This is a genomic window from Mycolicibacterium chubuense (assembly GCF_001044255.1).
In the GTDB taxonomy this organism is placed as follows: Bacteria; Actinomycetota; Actinomycetes; order Mycobacteriales; family Mycobacteriaceae; genus Mycobacterium; species Mycobacterium chubuense.
In genome coordinates this window covers 25,937-42,128 of sequence record NZ_JYNX01000014.1, presented here as the reverse complement: position 1 = coordinate 42,128, position 16,192 = coordinate 25,937, and the positions used below count along the sequence as shown (strand labels likewise).

The window sequence follows — 16,192 nt, the reverse complement described above, 5'->3', positions numbered from 1 at the left end:
GGACATCGTGGCCCCTCTGCAGCACCGGTTGATCCTGCTCCGCCACGGCGAGACCGAGTGGTCGAAGTCCGGTAAGCACACCGGTCGCACCGAACTCGAGCTCACCGATCACGGGCGCGAGCAGGCCGCTGCGGCTGCCGAGACGATCACCCAGCTGCGACTCGAGAACCCCTTCGTCGTGAGCAGCCCGCGGGTGCGGGCCAGGACCACCGCCGAGTTGGCCGGGCTGAGCATCGACGAGGTCAACCCGCTGATCAGCGAGTGGGATTACGGCGACTACGAGGGCACCACCACCGAGGAGATCCGCAAGGCCGTGCCGAACTGGCTGGTGTGGACGCACGGCTGTCCGGGCGGCGAGACCACCGCGCAGGTCTGCGAACGCGCCGACCGCGCGATCGCCTTCGCCCTCGAGCACATGCAGACCCGCGACGTGGTGTTCGTCGGCCACGGCCATTTCTCCCGCGCCGTGATCACCCGCTGGATCGAACAACCCGTCTACGAGGGCATCCGGTTCGCGATGCCGGCTGTGTCGATCGCCGTGTGCGGCTTCGAGCACGGCCAGCGTCAGCTCAGCGCGCTGGGTCTGACCGGACATCCCGACCCGGCCGTGTCCACGTGACGCGGGAGCCGACGTTCGTCCTGGCCGGACCCGACGGCGTCATCACCGCCGAGGGCGTGCACACGGCGTTCCCGCGCATCGCCGACGCACGCGCCGCGCTGGCGTCGCACAGCGCCCCGATCATCGTCGGCGCACTGCCCTTCGACCTGACGGCGCCGGCGGCGCTGATCCGGCCGCAGACGGTCCGCTTCACCGACACGCTGCCGTCGTGGCCGCTGCGCGAGCTGGGCACGACGCGGATCACCGAGACGACGCCCGACGCCGACGAACACCGCCGCCGCATCGCGGTCGCGCTGCAGCGGCTCCGCGACGCCGACTCCGGCCTGCACAAGGTGGTACTGGCCCGGGCGCTGCGCATCAGCGCCGACGGGCCGCTCGACGCCCGGACCGTGCTGCACCGACTCGCGGGCGCCGACGCGCAGGCCACCAAGTATCTCGTGGACCTGTCCGCGGCCGGCGACGGCTACTCCGGCACCGCCCTGGTCGGCGCCAGCCCGGAATTGCTGGTGGCGCGCAACGGATTGCAGGTGACCTGCCGGCCGTTCGCGGGATCGGCCCCCCGGCGGGCCGATCCGGACGAGGACGCGGCCAGCGGCGCGGCGCTGGCGGACTCGGCGAAGAATAGGCACGAACATCAACTCGTGGTCGATGCGCTGCGCGAAGCGCTCGATCCGCTGTGCACCGATGTCCAGATCGCTGATCGGCCGCAGCTGACCCGGACCGCTGCGGTATGGCACCTCTACACACCGATCACTGGGCGGCTGCGCGAAAAGGCCACCACGGCATTGGATCTCGCGTTGGCACTGCATCCCACACCGGCTGTGGGCGGCTCCCCCACCACCGCGGCCACCGCGTTGATCAGTGAGCTCGAGGGCGATCGGGGCTTCTACGCCGGCACGGTGGGTTGGTGCGATCAGCGCGGCGACGGCCGCTGGGTGGTGTCCATCCGGTGCGCGCAGCTGTCCGCCGACCGCCGCTCGGCGCTCGCCCACTCCGGCGGGGGCATCGTCGCCGAATCCGAGCCCGACGACGAACTCGACGAGACCACAACGAAATTCAGGACGATTCTGAGCGCGCTGGGAGTGCCCGATGACTGAGTCCGACACCGTGATCCGCGCCGTGCGGCCCGGCGACGAAACCGAGTTGACGGCGATGATCCACGAACTCGCCGCGTTCGAACGCGCCTCCGCGGAGTGCACGGTGACCGAAAGTCAGTTGCGGGACGCCCTTTTCGGGCCGAATCCGGTGGTGTTCGGCCATCTCGTCGAGGTCGACGGGCAGGCCGCCGCCGGGGCCCTGTGGTTCCGCAACTTCTCGACGTGGGACGGCGTGGCCGGCATCTACCTCGAAGACCTGTTCGTGCGTCCGCAGTTCCGTCGACGCGGGCTGGCCCGCACGCTCCTGGCGACGCTGGCCCGCGAGTGCGTGGACAACGGCTACAGCCGGCTCACGTGGGCCGTCCTCGACTGGAACGTCAACGCGATCGCCCTGTACGACGGCGTCGGTGGGCGGCCGCAGAGCGAGTGGATCACCTACCGGGTGTCGGGACCCGAGCTGTCCGAGCTGGCGGCCTCGTCGCCGGCCTGAGTGAGCCACTGCAGCCCCGGCGGGCTGAACAGCAGCGCCAGCACCGAGACCGACACCCCGGCCACCAGCACCGCGTAGGCCAGCTGCCCAGAGCTGAAGACGTACCAGGCGACACCGAGCAGGACGAGGTTCGCGAACACGGCGATGCCTCGGCCCCACCGCCGCCCCGTCCACAGCGCCCAGCCCGCGGCGGCGACGGCCGACCCCATGATCGCGAACCACACCGCGGTGCCATAGCCGCTGATGGCGTCCTCGTGGTGGCCGGCGATTTCGCGCACGACGAGCACGACCGCCGTCACCAGCGCGAGCGATCCCTGCAGCGCAGCGATGACCCCGGCCGCGCGGACCACCCGCGGCGTCACCGGGCGATCCTGTCCGCCAGATACCGGACCGCCATCTCGTAGCCGAGTGGACCGGCGCCGGCCACCACCATGTCGGCCACCGCCGACACATAGGAGTGGTGCCGGAACTCTTCGCGCGCATGGATATTGCTCAGATGCACCTCGGCGACCGGCAGATCGACCGAGCGCAGCGCGTCGGCGATGGCCACCGACGTGTGGCTGTAGGCGGCGGGATTGATGACGATGGCCGCACAGTCCTCACGCGCGGACTGGATGGCGTCGATGAGGGCGCCCTCGTGGTTGCTCTGCACGGCGCGCACCTCGAGGCCGGCTTCGGCGGCGACCTCGCGCACCCGTGCCTCGATCTGGGCGAGCGTCGTCGAGCCGTAGACCTCGGGTTGCCGGGTGCCGAGCAGGTTCAGGTTCGGCCCGTTGACGAGGAGCAGACGGCGTGCGGTCACGGACGTACGGTACCGGCGGCCACGCGTTGCGCGGCCAACCGGACCGGGGCGTTGTCGGTTCCGTAGCCGTCGTAGTGCCCGAACCGCTGCACGAACTCGAAGAACACCGATCCGACCGTGCGGGTGTAGAAGTGCACGAAATGTCCGTCGGGGCTGCGATCGTAGAGCAGGTTGAGCTCCTTGAGCTCGGCCACCTCATCGGTGCCGAGGCCGAAACGGCCCCGCAGATAGTCGTAGTAGTTGTCGGAGACGGGCAGGAACGCCAGACCGCGGTCGGCGGCGCGGCGGGCCAGCCCGACCACGTCGGAGCACGTGAACGCGACGTGCTGGGCCAGCCCGGAATGGTCGAGCACATGCGGCGCGACGTTGAGCGGGATCCGGATCGCCCCGTCCTCGGTGCGCATCACCTGGCTGCGGACCAGGCCCGTCGGACCGGGTACTTCGGCGGGAGCATCCGGCGTCAGGCCGAACACGCTGCGCAGGAACAGCACGGTGTCCTCGGCGGTCTGCCAGGGTTGGGTGAGGTTCGCGTGGTCGATCGCGCGCACCCCGCAGGGCTCGGTCTCGGGGATGCCGCCGTCGAACTCGGCGACCCACTCCGGAGCGCCGTGCGCCTCGGGGATCCAATAGAACTCCGTACCGTCGGGCGCGACGGCCGCGCCGAAGGGTTGTTCGGAGGCGTAGGTGCGGCGGTAGGCCACCGGGGCCATCAGCTGGGCCGCCCTGGCGGTGGTGGCGCCGGCGTCGGGCACCTGCAGTCCGACCGCCGCGACGTGCGGCACGCGATCGCGGGCCTGCTGTTCGTTGAGCACGATGCGCGCGTCGCCGGCCGACCACAGCGACACCGGCTTGGTGCGGTGCCGGCCGCGCATGGTGAAGCCGAGCTGGCCGAGCAGCACCTCGACCTCGCTGGTGTCCTCGGCCTTGAGCTCGACGAAGTCGAACGCGGTCGGGGGCTTGGCCGCGGCGAGCGTGGTCAGGTCGGGCCGCCATCCTTCCGGGTCGGCGGCGGCGACCTTGTCCTGCAACCACGTCAGTGACCGCAGCGCGTGCACGGCGGTGTGGCGCGGATCGGTCTGGCGGAACGTGTCGTTGAAGACCTCCAGCGACAGCGGGCCGTCGTAGCCGGCGGCCAGCACGCACGAGACGAACCGCGTCAGGTCGAACGCGCCCTCGCCCGGGAACAGCCGGTGGTGGCGGCTCCACGACAGCACGTCCATGGTCAGCGCGGGCGCGTCGGCGAGTTGCAGGTAGAAGATCTTGTCGGCCGGGATCTCGGTGATCTGCGCCGGGTCGTGGCCCAGGGACAGCACGTGGAAGCTGTCTAGGCACACCCCGACGGCGGGGTGGTCGGCGAGTTCGACGACGCGCCAGGCGCGCCGGTAGTCGTCGATGAAGCGGCCCCAGGCGAGCGCCTCGAACGCGATGCGCACGCCGTAGCTCTGCGCGACATCGCCGATGCGGCGCAGTTGCCCCGCGGACACCTCGTCGGAGTCGACGGTCGCGGTGGCGACATTGCTGCAGACCAGCACGGTCTGGATACCGAGCCGCTGGGCAGTGGCGAACGTGGCGGCCGCGCGGCGGAGGTTGTCGGTGAAGGTGGCCTCGTCGACGCCCTCGAGGTCGCGCAGCGGCTGATAGAGATCCAGCGTCAGGCCGAGGCGCCGGGCCAGTGCCCGGATCTCCTCGGGTGAATGGTCCCCGGCGATGAGATCGGGCTCGAAGATCTCGACGCCGTCGAAGCCTGCGGCCGCGCTGGCGTGCAGTTTCTCCACCAGTGATCCGGACAGGCACACGGTCGCGATCGAGGTCTTCATCACAGCAATGTACCAATTGGTTCATTAAGACGGAAGAGTGCGGACCGGATCGGGGCGCGAACAGTAAGCTCAGCCATCGTGGCCGCCAAGCCGAAAGCCGAACTGCAGCGCGACGCCGAGCGCACCCGCGCCGAGCTGCTGGCCGTGGCGACCGAGGTGTTCGCCGAATCGGGCTATTCGGGCGCCCGCGTCGACGAGATCGCCGAGCGCACCCGCACCACCAAACGGATGATCTACTACTACTTCGGCGGCAAAGAGCAGCTCTACCTGGCCGTTCTGGAGGACGCCTACCGCGGCATCCGGGAGGCGGAACAGAAGCTCACGGTCGACCACGCCAATCCGGTGGAGGCGATCCGGCGGCTGGCCGAGGTCACCTTCGACCATCACATCGCGCACGACGCGTTCATTCGACTGGTGTCGATCGAGAACATCCACCGCGGCGAGTTCATCCGCCAGTTGCGTGACCTGCCCGAACTCTCCCAGCCGGCGACGTCGCTGCTCGACGACATCCTGCGCGACGGGCGGGAGGCCGGTGTCTTCCGATCCGACGTCACGGCGCTGGACGTCCACCTGGTGATCAGTTCGTACTGCGTGTTCCAGGTGGCCAACCGCTACACCTTCGGCTATCTCTTCGACGTCGACCTGACCGACATCTCGCAGCGCGCCCACCTGCGCCGGATGATCGGCGACGTCATCGTCGGGTGGCTGACCGCCCCGGTCGGCTGACCAGGCCCATTTCCCCGCGAGCAGACGCGAACCCGCGCGCTGCGCGGCACTTCAGCGCGAGTTCGCGTCTACTCACGGCTCCCGGAACTATGCGCCCCGTCACAATCCGCTCTTGACGCGACACGCACCACAGTGCTCTACTTCTCTGTACGTACCAGTTAGTACATTACGGAGAGGCCCGCATGAACCCGCGTCCCTACCTCGTCGGACTCGTCGGCACCGGCGTCGGCCCGTCGCTCTCGCCGGCGCTGCACATGACCGAGGCCCGCGCCCAGGGACTCGACTACGTGTACCGCACGATCGACCTCGACGAGCTGGCCATCTCCCCCACACGAATCGGCGAGGTGCTGTCGTGGGCCCGGGCGCTCGGGTTCGACGCGCTGAACATCACCCACCCCTGCAAGCAGCTGGTGGTCGGGCATCTCGACGAGATCGACCCGGCCGCGGCCGCCCTCGGCGCGGTCAACACCGTGGTGTTCGGCGACGACGGCCGGACCCGCGGCCACAACACCGACGTCACCGGCTTCGCCCACGGCTTCACCGAGGGTCTGCCCGGCGCGGCGGTCGACACCGTCGTGCTCGTCGGCGCGGGCGGCGCGGGCACCGCGGTGGCCGATGCGCTGCTCCGGCTCAGCTGCCGGAATCTGCACATCGTCGACCTCGACGTCGCGCGCGCCGCGCGGCTGAGCGCCGACCTCGCCGGGCGCCATCCGCATGCTCGGGTGTCGGCATCGGCGTTCGACCAGCTTCCCGACCTGCTGCCCGTCAGTGACGGCGTGGTGCACGCGACCCCGACCGGAATGGCGGCCCATCCGGGCATGGCCTTCTCCGCCGAGCTGCTGCACCCGCGATTGTGGGTCGCCGACATCGTCTACCGGCCGCTGAACACCGCGCTGCTCCAGGCCGCGCGCGCCGCGGGGTGCCGCACGCTCGACGGCGGCCACATGGCGGTCCATCAGGCCACCGACGCGTTCGCCCTCATCACCGGAATCGCCCCAGACGCCGAGCGGATGTCCAAGCACTTCCGCTCGCTGGTCGCCGAATGACCAGATCAGCCCTGAAATGTCCCTTCGTCCGGCACAATTCGCCCTAAGGAGTCACCGATGACCACCACCCACGACCCGGGGATCCTCCCCGAGAAGACGCCGCGGCGGGCCGCGCTCGCCAGCTTCATGGGCAGCGCCGTCGAGTACTACGACTTCTTCCTGTTCGGGTCCGCGGCGGCGCTGATCTTCCCGCACGTGTTCTTCCCCTCCGACGACGAAGCGTCGCTGGTGATGTCCTTCGCCACGTTCGGCTTCGCCTACATCGCGCGGCCCGTCGGCGCGGTCATCCTGGGCCACTTCGGCGACCGCATCGGCCGGCAGCGCGTCCTGATGTTCACCCTGGTGCTGATGGGTCTGTCGACGTTCCTGATCGGCTGCCTGCCGACCTTCGACACCATCGGCTGGGCCGCGCCCGTGCTGCTGGTGATCTGCCGTCTGCTGCAGGGTCTTTCGGCCGCCGGCGAGCAAGCCGGGGCCAGCTCGCTGACCCTCGAACACTCCCCCGACGATCAACGGGCCTTCTACACGTCGTGGACGTTGACCGGCACCCAGGGCGGCCTGATCCTCGCGTCGCTGGTGATGATCCCGTTCATGGCCCTGCCCGACGAGGCGAAATACAGCTGGGGATGGCGGGTTCCGTTCTGGCTGTCGGCCGCGGTCGTCGTGGTCGCGTACTTCATCCGCCGCCAGCTGCACGAGACCCCGCAGTTCACCGAGGCCAAGAACGCCGGCACGATCGCCCGGATGCCGCTGGTGCCGCTGCTGCGCCACCACTGGCGCGACGTGGTGCGCGTCATCCTGTGCGCGTTCATCGCCGCGGTGTCCACGGTGTTCGCCAATCTCGCGCTCGCGTACGGCAAGAAGGTGGGCCTCGACGCCGATCTGACGCTGTGGCTCGTCGTCGCCGCGAACGTGGGTGCGCTCTTCACCCAGCCCCTGTTCGGCAAGCTCGCCGACCGGATCGGACGCAAGCCGGTGTTCATCTACGGCGCGCTCTCCTCGGCCGCGCTGATGCCCTTCTACATGCTCTCGATGAGCCAGGGCAATCACCTGCTGACCTTCGCGCTGGCCGTCGCGACCTTCTCGTTCGGCTACGCCGCGGCCAACGCGGTCTGGCCGTCGTTCTACGGCGAGATGTTCTCCACCCAGGTCCGGTTCTCGGGGATGGCGATCGGCACGCAGATCGGCTTCCTGCTCGCCGGTTTCGCCCCGTCGATCGTCACCGCACTCGGTGGCGTTCGCGAAGGCGGATGGGTGGTCATCAGCCTCTTCACCGCGGTGGTCTGCTTGATCTCGGCCGGTGCCGCGCTGACGGCCCGCGAAACCAAGAACGTCCCGACGGACCAGCTGGGCCGCAGCGACGCCGAGTCGACCCGGACCCTGGTCGCCCACTGATCTATCCGCCGAAACTGTATTCCGCGCGCGTTCGAGCACCGAGAGCCCGCGCGGAATACAGTTTCGGCATATCAGAGGAGGCGGCCGATGCCGCGGGCGGCGACCTGCAGCGCACCGATCAACCGCTGGCGGTCACGCTTGAGGGTGGGCACCACCACTCCGAGCGCGGCCGCCACGGTGTCGTCCGAGGACTGGACGACCGGCACCGCCAGCGAACAGGCGCCCAGCGACATCTCCTCGGCGGTCATCGCGACACCCTCGCGGCGGACGCGGTCCAACTGCTCCTCGAGCACGCGGCGTGACGTGATCGTCCGCGACGTCACCCTCCGCAAACTCGTCAGCACGTTCTCGCGCACGTCCTGCGGCGCGTGGGCCAGCAGCACCTTGCCGACCCCGGTGCAGTGCATCGGCAGCCGGCTGCCGACCGTGGAGACGATCGGCACCGAGGCCCGCCCGGCGAGCCGATGCAGATAGAGCACCTGGTCGCCGTCGCGCACCGCCAGGTGGACGGTGGCCAGCGTCGCCGCATACACGTCACTGACGAAAGGTTCGGCCACCTCGGTCAACCGACCCTGCACCGGCGCCAGGAGCCCGGCCTGCCACAGCAGCCGGCCGACGACGTAGCGGCCGTCGTCGCGGCGTTCCAGCGCACCGCCGCCGACCAGCTCGCCGACCAGGCGGTGCACGGTGGGCACGGCGAGACCGGCTCGGCGCGCAAGGTCGGTGAGCGTCAGCGCCCGATGGCGGTCGTCGAATGCACCGACAACGGCCAGCAAACGCTGGGTGACGCTGACGCCCGGCGTCGCCGCGTTTCCGGCCATCGCACACATCCTTCCGCTCAGCGGAAGCTTAGCCTTCCGTCGGCCGCGCAGCCCGGCATACGGTGAGCACCATGACAGCAATCATCGGCACCGACCCGGACAGCGCGTCGGCGAGCCAGGCGGAGATCAACGCCGAGATGGCGGCGATCGAGTCGGCCTACCTCCGCTCGGGCGTCGAGGAGACCCAGCCGCGGCTGGACTACGCGCCCTACCGCAGCAGCCTTCTGCGCCACCCGACGAAAGACCTGCAGCATGCGGACCCGGAGGGCATCGAGTTGTGGTCACCGGTCTTCGGTGACAGCGACGTGCACCGGCTGGAATCCGATCTGACGATCCAGCACAACGGGGCGCCGATCGGCGAGCGGATCATCGTCACCGGACGCATCGTCGACGGCGAGGGCCGGCCGGTGCGCCGCCAACTGGTCGAGATCTGGCAGGCCAACGCGGCGGGACGCTATGTGCACAAGCGCGATCAGCACGCCGCTCCGCTCGACCCGAACTTCACCGGCGTGGGCCGCTGCCTGACCGACGACGACGGCACCTACGCGTTCACCACCATCAAACCCGGCCCGTACCCGTGGAAGAACCACCGCAACGCCTGGCGCCCCGCCCACATCCACTTCTCGCTGTTCGGAACGGATTTCACCCAGCGGATGATCACCCAGATGTACTTCCCGGGCGATCCACTGTTCACGCTGGATCCGATCTACCAATCCATCACCGACCAGAAGGCCCGCGACCGGCTGGTCGCCGCCTACGATCACGATGTGTCCACGCACGAGTGGTGCACCGGGTATCGCTGGGACATCGTGCTGACCGGAGCGCAGCGCACCGTGTTCGAGGAGGACGCGCGATGAGCAAAGGGCAGAGCATGAGCACCCTGCTGACCCCCACCCCCGGCCAGACCATCGGTCCCTTCTACGGGTACGCGCTGCCGTTCGAGCACGACTCGGAACTCGTCCCGCCGCAGACACCCGGCGCGATCCGCTTCCACGGCACCGTGACCGACGGTGACGGCAAGCCGGTGCCGGATGCGCTGCTGGAGATCTGGCAGGCGGGCGCCGACGGCTCCGTCCCCCGGCAGGCGGGGTCGCTGCACCGGGACGGCTGGACGTTCACCGGCTGGGGCCGTGCCTCGACCGACGACGCCGGCCACTTCAGTTTCTCGACGGTCGAGCCCGGCGCCACCGCGCCAGGCCGCGCGGCGTTCATCCTCGTGACGGTGTTCGGCCGCGGCCTGCTCAACCGGTTGTTCACCCGCGCCTACGTTCCCGGGCCGGCGCTCGACACCGATCCGCTGCTGGGATCGCTGCCCGCCGACCGTCGGCGCACGCTGATCGCCGAACACGACGCGACCGGGTTGCGTTTCGACATCTCCCTGCAAGGTCCCGACGAGACGGTCTTCCTGCGCTACCCGGGACACTGACCGTGGCCGACCTGTTCTGGCCGGGTGATCACCGCGCAGGCGCGGTGATGAGCGACGAGGCATTCCTCGCCGCGCTGGTCGATGTCGAGAACGCCTGGCTGGCCGTGCTTGTCGAGCAAGCCGTGGCTCCCGCCTCGGCTGCTGCCGACATGACGGCGCTCGTCGATCACACCGATGCGGCGACGATCGCCGCGGGTGCGGAGAAGGACGGCAACCCCGTCACGGGCCTCGTCGCCCTGCTGCGGTCGCGGACCGGCGGCGACACCGCCCGGTGGCTGCATCGCGGCCTGACCAGTCAGGACGTGCTCGACACGGCGCTGATGCTGTGCCTGCGTGACGCGCTGGACACGCTCGGCACACAGCTGAACGCACAGGTTCAGGCCCTCGCCGGCATGGTTGCGGCCCACCGGTACGAGCCGCTGCTCACCCGCACGCTGACCCAGCCGGCGCTGCCGGGCAGCGCCGGACTCAAGTTCGCGGTCTGGCTGGGCGCGGTGCTCGACGCCGCCGAAACGCTGGACTGCGTGCCCGCTCCCTCAGTGCAGGCCGGGGGCGCGGCGGGCACGCTGGCCGCCGCGACCGAGCTCACGGGTTCGGCCGACGCCGCGCTGGCGATGTCGGCCGCCCTGGCCGTCAAACTGTCTCTGGCCGAGGCTCTTCCGTGGCACACCTCGCGTGCCCGCCTGACGCGCGCGGGTGACGCGCTGGTCACCTGCTGCGACGCGTGGGGGCACATCGCCAACGACGTCGCGGCCGGCGTCCGGGCCGGTGAACTCGCCGAGAGTTCCGGCGGCGGGTCCTCGACCATGCCGCACAAGAGCAACCCGGTGCTGACGGTACTGCTGCGCCGCGCCGCCCTGACCGCGCCCGCACTCGGCGCGACGCTGCACTCCGCGTCCGCGGCGTCGGTCGACGAGCGTTCCGACGGCGGCTGGCACGCCGAGTGGGCGGCGCTGCGCACACTGGTCCGCACCACGGTCGTCGCCGCCTCGCAGGCCACCGATCTGCTGACCGGACTCCGCTTCGACGCCGCCCGCGCCCGCTCCAATCTCCATGCGGCCGAGGGCATCGACGCCGAACAGCAGGCCATGGCTGAGCTGGCGGACCGTCAGCCCGCCGCCACCTATTCCGGTGCCGCCGATCAGCTCGTCGACGCCGCGCTGCGCCGCGCCACCGCCTATCTGAAGGAGACCTGATGAGCATCCGCGACGACGGAATGGCCGTTCGCCGTGAGGTTCTCGGCGACGCGCATGTGGACCGCGCCGTTGCCGGCACCACCGCGTTCACGGAGGAGTTCCAGGATCTCATCACCCGGTATGCGTGGGGCGAGATCTGGACACGGCCGGGCCTGGACCGCAAGTCGCGGTCGCTGATCACGCTCACCGCGCTGATCGCCCGGGGCCACCACGAAGAGCTCGCGATGCACGTGCGGGCCGCGCGGCGCAACGGCCTGACAGTCGAGGAGATCAAGGAGGTGCTGCTGCAGTGCGCGATCTACTGCGGAGTGCCCGACGCCAACACCGCGTTCCGCATCGCCTCGCGCGTGCTCGACGAGGATTAGCTCACACCGCGGCGGGCACGCCGCTCAGCGGCGCCCCGGTCTTGGCCACCACGTCCGCGTAGGCGACGCCGGGCGCGAGCTCGACGACGGTGAACCCGTCACCGGCGACGTCGAACACCCCGAGGTCGGTGATCACCCGGCTGACCACCGCTTTACCGGTCAGCGGCAGGGTGCAGTCCGAAACGAGTTTGGCGGCACCGGATTTCGCGGTGTGGTCCATCAGCACGATCACCCGTTCGGCCCCGCTGACCAGATCCATCGCACCGCCCATGCCCTTGACCATCGCGCCGGGGACCATCCAGTTGGCCAGGTCGCCGTTGGCCGCGACCTGCATGCCCCCCAGCACGGCGACGTCGACGTGACCGCCGCGGATCATCGCGAAGCTGGTCGCCGAGTCGAAGTACGAGGCCCCGGCCACCACCGACACTGTCTGCTTGCCGGCGTTGACCAGATCCGGGTCGACCTCGTCCTCGTAGGGGAACGGGCCCACACCGAGGATGCCGTTCTCGGCGTGCAGGGTGACCGTGGATCCGGCGGGGAGGTGGTCGGGGATCAGGGTGGGCAGCCCGATGCCGAGGTTGACGTAGTCGCCGTCGTTCAGTTCGAGGGCCGCCCGGGCGGCCATCTCGTTGCGGGTCCAGCTCATCGCACAACCTCCTGCGGTTCCGGCCGCGGCCGGGTGGTCAGCTTCTCGATTTCCTTGCGGGTGGCCTGTTCCGGGGTCAGTTCGTGCACCCGCTGGACGAAGATGCCCGGCAGGTGGATCTCGTCGGGATGGAGTTCGCCCACTTCGACGACGCGTTCGGCCTCCACGACGGTGATGCGGCCGGACATCGCCGCCGGCGGGTTGAAATTGCGCGCGGCCGCGTGGAACACGCAGTTGCCAGCGGTATCGGCGACGGCGGCGCGGATCAGCGCGTAGTCGGTGACGATCGACTCCTCGAGCAGCATCTCGCGGCCGTTGAAGACCCGGACTTCCTTGGGCGGCGACGCCAGCGCGACGGTCCCGTCGCTGCGGTAGCGCCACGGCAGCCCACCCTCGGCGACCATGGTGCCGACGCCGGTCGGGGTGAAGAACGCGCCGATGCCACTGCCGCCGGCGCGCAACCGTTCGGCGAGCGTGCCCTGGGGAGTCAGTTCCACGGTGAGTTCGCCGGCCAGGTACTGGCGGGCGAATTCCTTGTTCTCCCCGACGTACGAGGCGATGACGCGGCTGATCCGGCGCGCTTCGAGCAGCAGGCCCAGCCCGCCGCCGTCGACGCCGCAGTTGTTGCTGACGATGGTCAGGTCGCCGGCGCCCTGCTCCAGCAGCGCCTCGATGAGGAACCACGGGATGCCGGCGAGGCCGAAGCCGCCGACGGCCAGGCTCGCGCCGTCGGGGATGTCGGCGACGGCCTCGGCGGCCGAACCGACCACTTTGTTCACGGTCATGACTGCTCCAGATGTTCGATGAGGGCGGGGGTGATCACCCCGGGTTGTTCGGCGTTGGCCAGATGGGCGGCGGCGTCGACGACGAGCAGGCGCGATTCGGGCACGGCCTCGGCGATCTCGGCCAGCCTGGCCGGCGGGGTTGCCGGGTCGTCGGCTCCCGCGATGGCCAGCGTCGGGGCGGTGATCGCGGAAAGTTGTTGCTGCAGATCGAGTTCGGCGATTACCTCACAGCAGCCCGCGTATCCCTCGGCCGGAGTGGCCGCGACCATCTGCTGCCAGTAGCCGCGGTCACCGTCGTATCCATCGGTGAACCAGCGGTCGACGACGGCGGCGGCGACGGCACCCGTGCCGTGGGCGCGCACGGTGGCGGCGCGTTCGGTCCAGGCAGTGGCCGGCGGCAGCTGCGCACCGGTGCACAGCAGCGCGATCCGGCTGACCCGCTCAGGGTCTCGTGCGGCGACCCGCATGACGGTCATGCCGCCCAGCGACAGCCCGACGAGGTGGGCCCGCTCGAGGTCGAGCCGGTCGAGCAGCGCGATGAGGTCATCGGCCAGATCGTCGATCGTGTACGGCCCGTCCGGGACCGGTGACGCGCCGTGGCCGCGGGTGTCGTAGCGCACCACGGTGAATCGCCGCTCCAGCTCGGCGACCTGCGGGTCCCACATCCGGTGGGTCGAACCCAGTGAGTTGGACAGCACCACCGCCGGTCCGGCGCCGGAGACCACCGCATGCACGTCGACTGTGCTCATCAGGGTCACCGGATACTCTCGAAGACCGCTGCCAGACCCTGACCGCCACCGATGCACATGGTCTCGAGGACGTAGCGAGCGTCGCGGCGGCGCGCCTCGTAGGCGGCGGTGGCGAGGATGCGCGCCCCAGTCGCCCCGATCGGGTGACCGAGCGAGATCCCGGATCCGCACGGGTTGACCCGGTCGTCGAGCGGGTCGATCTTCCATTCGGCGAGCACGGCGAGCACCTGGGCGGCGAACGCCTCGTTCAGTTCGATCAGGTCGATGTCGTCGAGCGTCAAGTCGGCGCGGTCGAGCGCCGCGGCGGTCGCGCTCACCGGGCCGATGCCCATCACCTCGGGGCCACAACCGGCGACCGCCCAGGACCGCAGCGTCAACAGTGGAGTGAGAGCGCGCTTTTCGGCCTCGGCCTGGGTCGTGACGACGCACAGGGCAGCACCGTCGTTCTGCCCGGAGGCGTTGCCCGCGGTGACGGTCGACTCGGGGTCGACCTTCGACCGGATCGGCCGCAGCGCGGCCAGCGCCTCCAGATCGAGGTCGGCTCGGGGGTGCTCGTCGCGGTCCACGACGACGTCGGGCCTGCCGCGGCGCCCCGGCACGGTGACGGGCACGAGTTCGTCGGCGAAGCGTCCGGCGTCGTGCGCGGCCACGGCGCGCTGGTGGCTGCGCAGCGCGAGAGCGTCCTGGTCGGCGCGGCCGATGCCGTACTCGCGGCGCAGGTTCTCGGCGGTCTCGATCATCCCACCCGCGACGGGATGTGTTGCGCCGCCCGCGGTTTCACGGGCCCGATCGAGACGGTCGAGCAGCGCGATGCCGCCCTGGCGCACACCCGTGCGCAACCCGAGGGCGTAGTGCTCGACGTTGGACATCGATTCGGCGCCGCCGGCGACCACCACGCGCGCCGCGCCGGTGGCCACCTGACCGGCTGCGTACAGCACGGCCTGCAGGCCCGAACCGCAGCGCCGGTCGACCTGCAGGCCCGGCACGCCGGTACCGAGCCCGGCGTCGAGGGCGGCGATGCGGCCGATCGCCGGCGCCTCTCCACTGGCGTAGCCCTGGCCGAGGATGACGTCGTCGATGTCTCCCTCGCCGAGACCGGTCTGGGCCGCAAGCTCCCGCAGAACGGCGGTGGCCAGGTCGGCGGCGCTCAGCTCCGCGAGTGCGCCGCCCATCCGCGCCACCGGGGTGCGGAGGGGGCTGCAGATGACGATGTCCATGCGTTCCACGCTAGGTCCGCGACTCAGTAAAGAGAAATACCCAAATGCCGATGATTGAGAGCTCTAAACTCTTGGTCATGGAGTTGCGCCACCTCCGCTATTTCCGCGCGGTCGCCGAGGAGCTGCACTTCGGCCGTGCTGCGCAACGCCTGCACATCGCGCAGCCGCCGCTGTCGCAGCAGATCCGCCACCTCGAGCAAGAGCTCGGCGTCGACCTGCTCATCCGCACCACCCGCTCGGTCGAGCTCACCGCCGCGGGCCGGGCGTATCTGCGGCGCGCGATCGCGGTCCTCGACGAGGTGGACGACGCCGCCGAGCAGGCGCGGCGGATCCACGCCGGGCAGGAGGGCCGGCTGACCATCGGCTGCGTCGGCTCGGCGACCTACTCGCTGCTGCCGCAGCTGGTGCGCGCGTTGCGCGAGACCCTGCCCCGCGTCGAGGTCAGCGTCCGCGGCGAGATGCTGGCGCCGGCCCAGTTGACCGCGCTGCACAGTGGCGCCATCGACGTGGCGCTGCTGCGGCCGCCGGTCGATCACCCCGGCATCGACGTCGAGACGATCCGCCGCGACCCTCTGCTGGCCGTGCTGCCCGCGGACCACCCGCTGGCGGCGCGAGACACGCTGACGGTGGCCGACCTGCGGCAGGAGGCGTTCGTCGCGCACGCCGGCAACGGCCGATCGGTGATGAGCAGCATCGTCGCGGCCGCGTGCGCCGACGCGGGCTTCGTCCCGACCGTGCGCCATGAGGTGACGGAGACCTCGACGCTGGTGACGCTCGTCGCCGCCGGTCTCGGTGTGGCGATCGTGCCGGCTCCGAGCGCCGCGCTGGACATCGCGGGCGTCCGCTACCGCCCGCTGCTGCCGACGACCCTGGGCGTCGACCTGCTGGCCGCGACGCGTTCGGCGGGCTCGGGGGTGTCCGAGGCCGACAACCCGCTGATCGGCAACGTGATCAGCGTGCTGCGGCAGATCGCGGTCGACGAATCCGGATAGGCT

Annotated in this window: 19 protein-coding genes; 11 read left to right on the top strand and 8 right to left on the bottom strand. The window is 70.4% G+C overall.

What is annotated here, in order from left to right; genetic code table 11:
- The first annotated feature begins 7 nt into the window (after positions 1 to 7).
- Genes MCHUDSM44219_RS02695 through MCHUDSM44219_RS02685 form a run of 3 tightly spaced genes read left to right on the top strand, consistent with a single transcriptional unit; the run spans position 8 to position 2,206 of the window.
- Positions 8 to 619, top strand: coding sequence for an acid phosphatase (locus MCHUDSM44219_RS02695; RefSeq protein ID WP_048416686.1), 612 nt, complete (start codon positions 8 to 10; stop codon positions 617 to 619).
- Positions 616 to 1,716, top strand: a complete 1,101-nt coding sequence (locus MCHUDSM44219_RS02690; RefSeq protein WP_048416685.1) for an isochorismate synthase — start codon at positions 616 to 618, stop codon at positions 1,714 to 1,716. Before MCHUDSM44219_RS02695 ends, MCHUDSM44219_RS02690 begins: the two co-directional genes overlap by 4 nt.
- On the top strand, positions 1,709 to 2,206 hold the full coding sequence (locus tag MCHUDSM44219_RS02685) for a GNAT family N-acetyltransferase (RefSeq protein ID WP_048416684.1): 498 nt from the start codon (positions 1,709 to 1,711) through the stop codon (positions 2,204 to 2,206). The genes MCHUDSM44219_RS02690 and MCHUDSM44219_RS02685 overlap by 8 nt, the downstream gene beginning before the upstream one ends.
- Here the strand turns inward: MCHUDSM44219_RS02685 and MCHUDSM44219_RS02680 are convergent.
- Genes MCHUDSM44219_RS02680 through MCHUDSM44219_RS02670 form a run of 3 tightly spaced genes read right to left on the bottom strand, consistent with a single transcriptional unit; the run spans position 2,152 to position 4,825 of the window.
- Positions 2,152 to 2,568, bottom strand: coding sequence for a hypothetical protein (locus MCHUDSM44219_RS02680; protein ID WP_048416683.1), 417 nt, complete (start codon positions 2,566 to 2,568; stop codon positions 2,152 to 2,154). The two genes, MCHUDSM44219_RS02685 and MCHUDSM44219_RS02680, sit on opposite strands and share 55 nt — an antisense overlap.
- Positions 2,565 to 3,008 carry a type II 3-dehydroquinate dehydratase gene (aroQ, locus tag MCHUDSM44219_RS02675; protein ID WP_048416682.1) on the bottom strand — a complete coding sequence of 148 codons (444 nt, stop codon included), beginning with the start codon at positions 3,006 to 3,008 and terminating at the stop codon, positions 2,565 to 2,567. Before aroQ ends, MCHUDSM44219_RS02680 begins: the two co-directional genes overlap by 4 nt.
- The gene (locus MCHUDSM44219_RS02670; protein ID WP_048416681.1) at positions 3,005 to 4,825 is read right to left on the bottom strand and encodes a bifunctional sugar phosphate isomerase/epimerase/4-hydroxyphenylpyruvate dioxygenase family protein; all 1,821 of its coding nucleotides are present in this window, start codon (positions 4,823 to 4,825) and stop codon (positions 3,005 to 3,007) included. The genes aroQ and MCHUDSM44219_RS02670 overlap by 4 nt, the downstream gene beginning before the upstream one ends.
- A 78-nt stretch (positions 4,826 to 4,903) precedes the next feature.
- Between MCHUDSM44219_RS02670 and MCHUDSM44219_RS02665 the strand changes: the two genes are divergently transcribed.
- The 3 genes from MCHUDSM44219_RS02665 (at position 4,904) to MCHUDSM44219_RS02655 (ending at position 7,992) form a co-directional block, all read left to right on the top strand.
- Complete coding sequence (locus MCHUDSM44219_RS02665) at positions 4,904 to 5,551, top strand: TetR/AcrR family transcriptional regulator (protein WP_048416680.1); 648 nt, start codon at positions 4,904 to 4,906, stop codon at positions 5,549 to 5,551.
- A 182-nt stretch (positions 5,552 to 5,733) separates the two neighbouring features.
- Entirely contained in the window at positions 5,734 to 6,597 is an 864-nt protein-coding gene (locus MCHUDSM44219_RS02660) for a shikimate dehydrogenase (RefSeq protein ID WP_048416679.1), read from the top strand.
- Positions 6,598 to 6,654: 57 nt separating this feature from the next.
- The gene (locus MCHUDSM44219_RS02655; RefSeq protein ID WP_048416678.1) at positions 6,655 to 7,992 is read left to right on the top strand and encodes an MFS transporter; all 1,338 of its coding nucleotides are present in this window, start codon (positions 6,655 to 6,657) and stop codon (positions 7,990 to 7,992) included.
- Between the two features lie 71 nt (positions 7,993 to 8,063).
- Here the strand turns inward: MCHUDSM44219_RS02655 and MCHUDSM44219_RS02650 are convergent, their stop codons facing one another.
- The gene (locus MCHUDSM44219_RS02650) at positions 8,064 to 8,813 is read right to left on the bottom strand and encodes an IclR family transcriptional regulator (protein ID WP_048416717.1); all 750 of its coding nucleotides are present in this window, start codon (positions 8,811 to 8,813) and stop codon (positions 8,064 to 8,066) included.
- 71 nt (positions 8,814 to 8,884) lie between these two features.
- Here MCHUDSM44219_RS02650 and pcaH point away from each other — a divergent pair, with 71 nt between their 5' ends.
- Genes pcaH through pcaC form a run of 4 tightly spaced genes read left to right on the top strand, consistent with a single transcriptional unit; the run spans position 8,885 to position 11,800 of the window.
- The gene (gene pcaH, locus MCHUDSM44219_RS02645) at positions 8,885 to 9,670 is read left to right on the top strand and encodes a protocatechuate 3,4-dioxygenase subunit beta (protein WP_048416677.1); all 786 of its coding nucleotides are present in this window, start codon (positions 8,885 to 8,887) and stop codon (positions 9,668 to 9,670) included.
- A 14-nt stretch (positions 9,671 to 9,684) separates the two neighbouring features.
- A complete protein-coding gene (pcaG, locus tag MCHUDSM44219_RS02640) occupies positions 9,685 to 10,239 on the top strand; it encodes a protocatechuate 3,4-dioxygenase subunit alpha (RefSeq protein WP_048416676.1) in 555 nt (184 codons plus the stop codon).
- Positions 10,240 to 10,241: 2 nt separating this feature from the next.
- Positions 10,242 to 11,435 carry a lyase family protein gene (locus tag MCHUDSM44219_RS02635; RefSeq protein ID WP_048416675.1) on the top strand — a complete coding sequence of 398 codons (1,194 nt, stop codon included), beginning with the start codon at positions 10,242 to 10,244 and terminating at the stop codon, positions 11,433 to 11,435.
- Positions 11,435 to 11,800: a 4-carboxymuconolactone decarboxylase gene (pcaC, locus tag MCHUDSM44219_RS02630; protein WP_048416674.1), complete on the top strand. Its 366-nt coding sequence runs from the start codon at positions 11,435 to 11,437 to the stop codon at positions 11,798 to 11,800. The genes MCHUDSM44219_RS02635 and pcaC overlap by 1 nt, the downstream gene beginning before the upstream one ends.
- Position 11,801: 1 nt before the next feature.
- On the opposite strand, the gene MCHUDSM44219_RS02625 is transcribed toward pcaC, so the two are convergent.
- Genes MCHUDSM44219_RS02625 through MCHUDSM44219_RS02610 form a run of 4 tightly spaced genes read right to left on the bottom strand, consistent with a single transcriptional unit; the run spans position 11,802 to position 15,197 of the window.
- Complete coding sequence (locus MCHUDSM44219_RS02625; protein WP_048416673.1) at positions 11,802 to 12,446, bottom strand: CoA transferase subunit B; 645 nt, start codon at positions 12,444 to 12,446, stop codon at positions 11,802 to 11,804.
- Positions 12,443 to 13,231 carry a CoA transferase subunit A gene (locus tag MCHUDSM44219_RS02620; protein ID WP_048416672.1) on the bottom strand — a complete coding sequence of 263 codons (789 nt, stop codon included), beginning with the start codon at positions 13,229 to 13,231 and terminating at the stop codon, positions 12,443 to 12,445. Before MCHUDSM44219_RS02620 ends, MCHUDSM44219_RS02625 begins: the two co-directional genes overlap by 4 nt.
- Entirely contained in the window at positions 13,228 to 13,980 is a 753-nt protein-coding gene (gene pcaD, locus MCHUDSM44219_RS02615; RefSeq protein WP_048416671.1) for a 3-oxoadipate enol-lactonase, read from the bottom strand. The genes MCHUDSM44219_RS02620 and pcaD overlap by 4 nt, the downstream gene beginning before the upstream one ends.
- Positions 13,981 to 13,985: 5 nt before the next feature.
- Positions 13,986 to 15,197, bottom strand: coding sequence for an acetyl-CoA C-acetyltransferase (locus tag MCHUDSM44219_RS02610; RefSeq protein WP_048416670.1), 1,212 nt, complete (start codon positions 15,195 to 15,197; stop codon positions 13,986 to 13,988).
- Between the two features lie 77 nt (positions 15,198 to 15,274).
- Between MCHUDSM44219_RS02610 and MCHUDSM44219_RS02605 the strand changes: the two genes are divergently transcribed.
- Positions 15,275 to 16,189: a LysR substrate-binding domain-containing protein gene (locus MCHUDSM44219_RS02605; RefSeq protein ID WP_048416669.1), complete on the top strand. Its 915-nt coding sequence runs from the start codon at positions 15,275 to 15,277 to the stop codon at positions 16,187 to 16,189.
- Positions 16,190 to 16,192 lie beyond the last annotated feature (3 nt).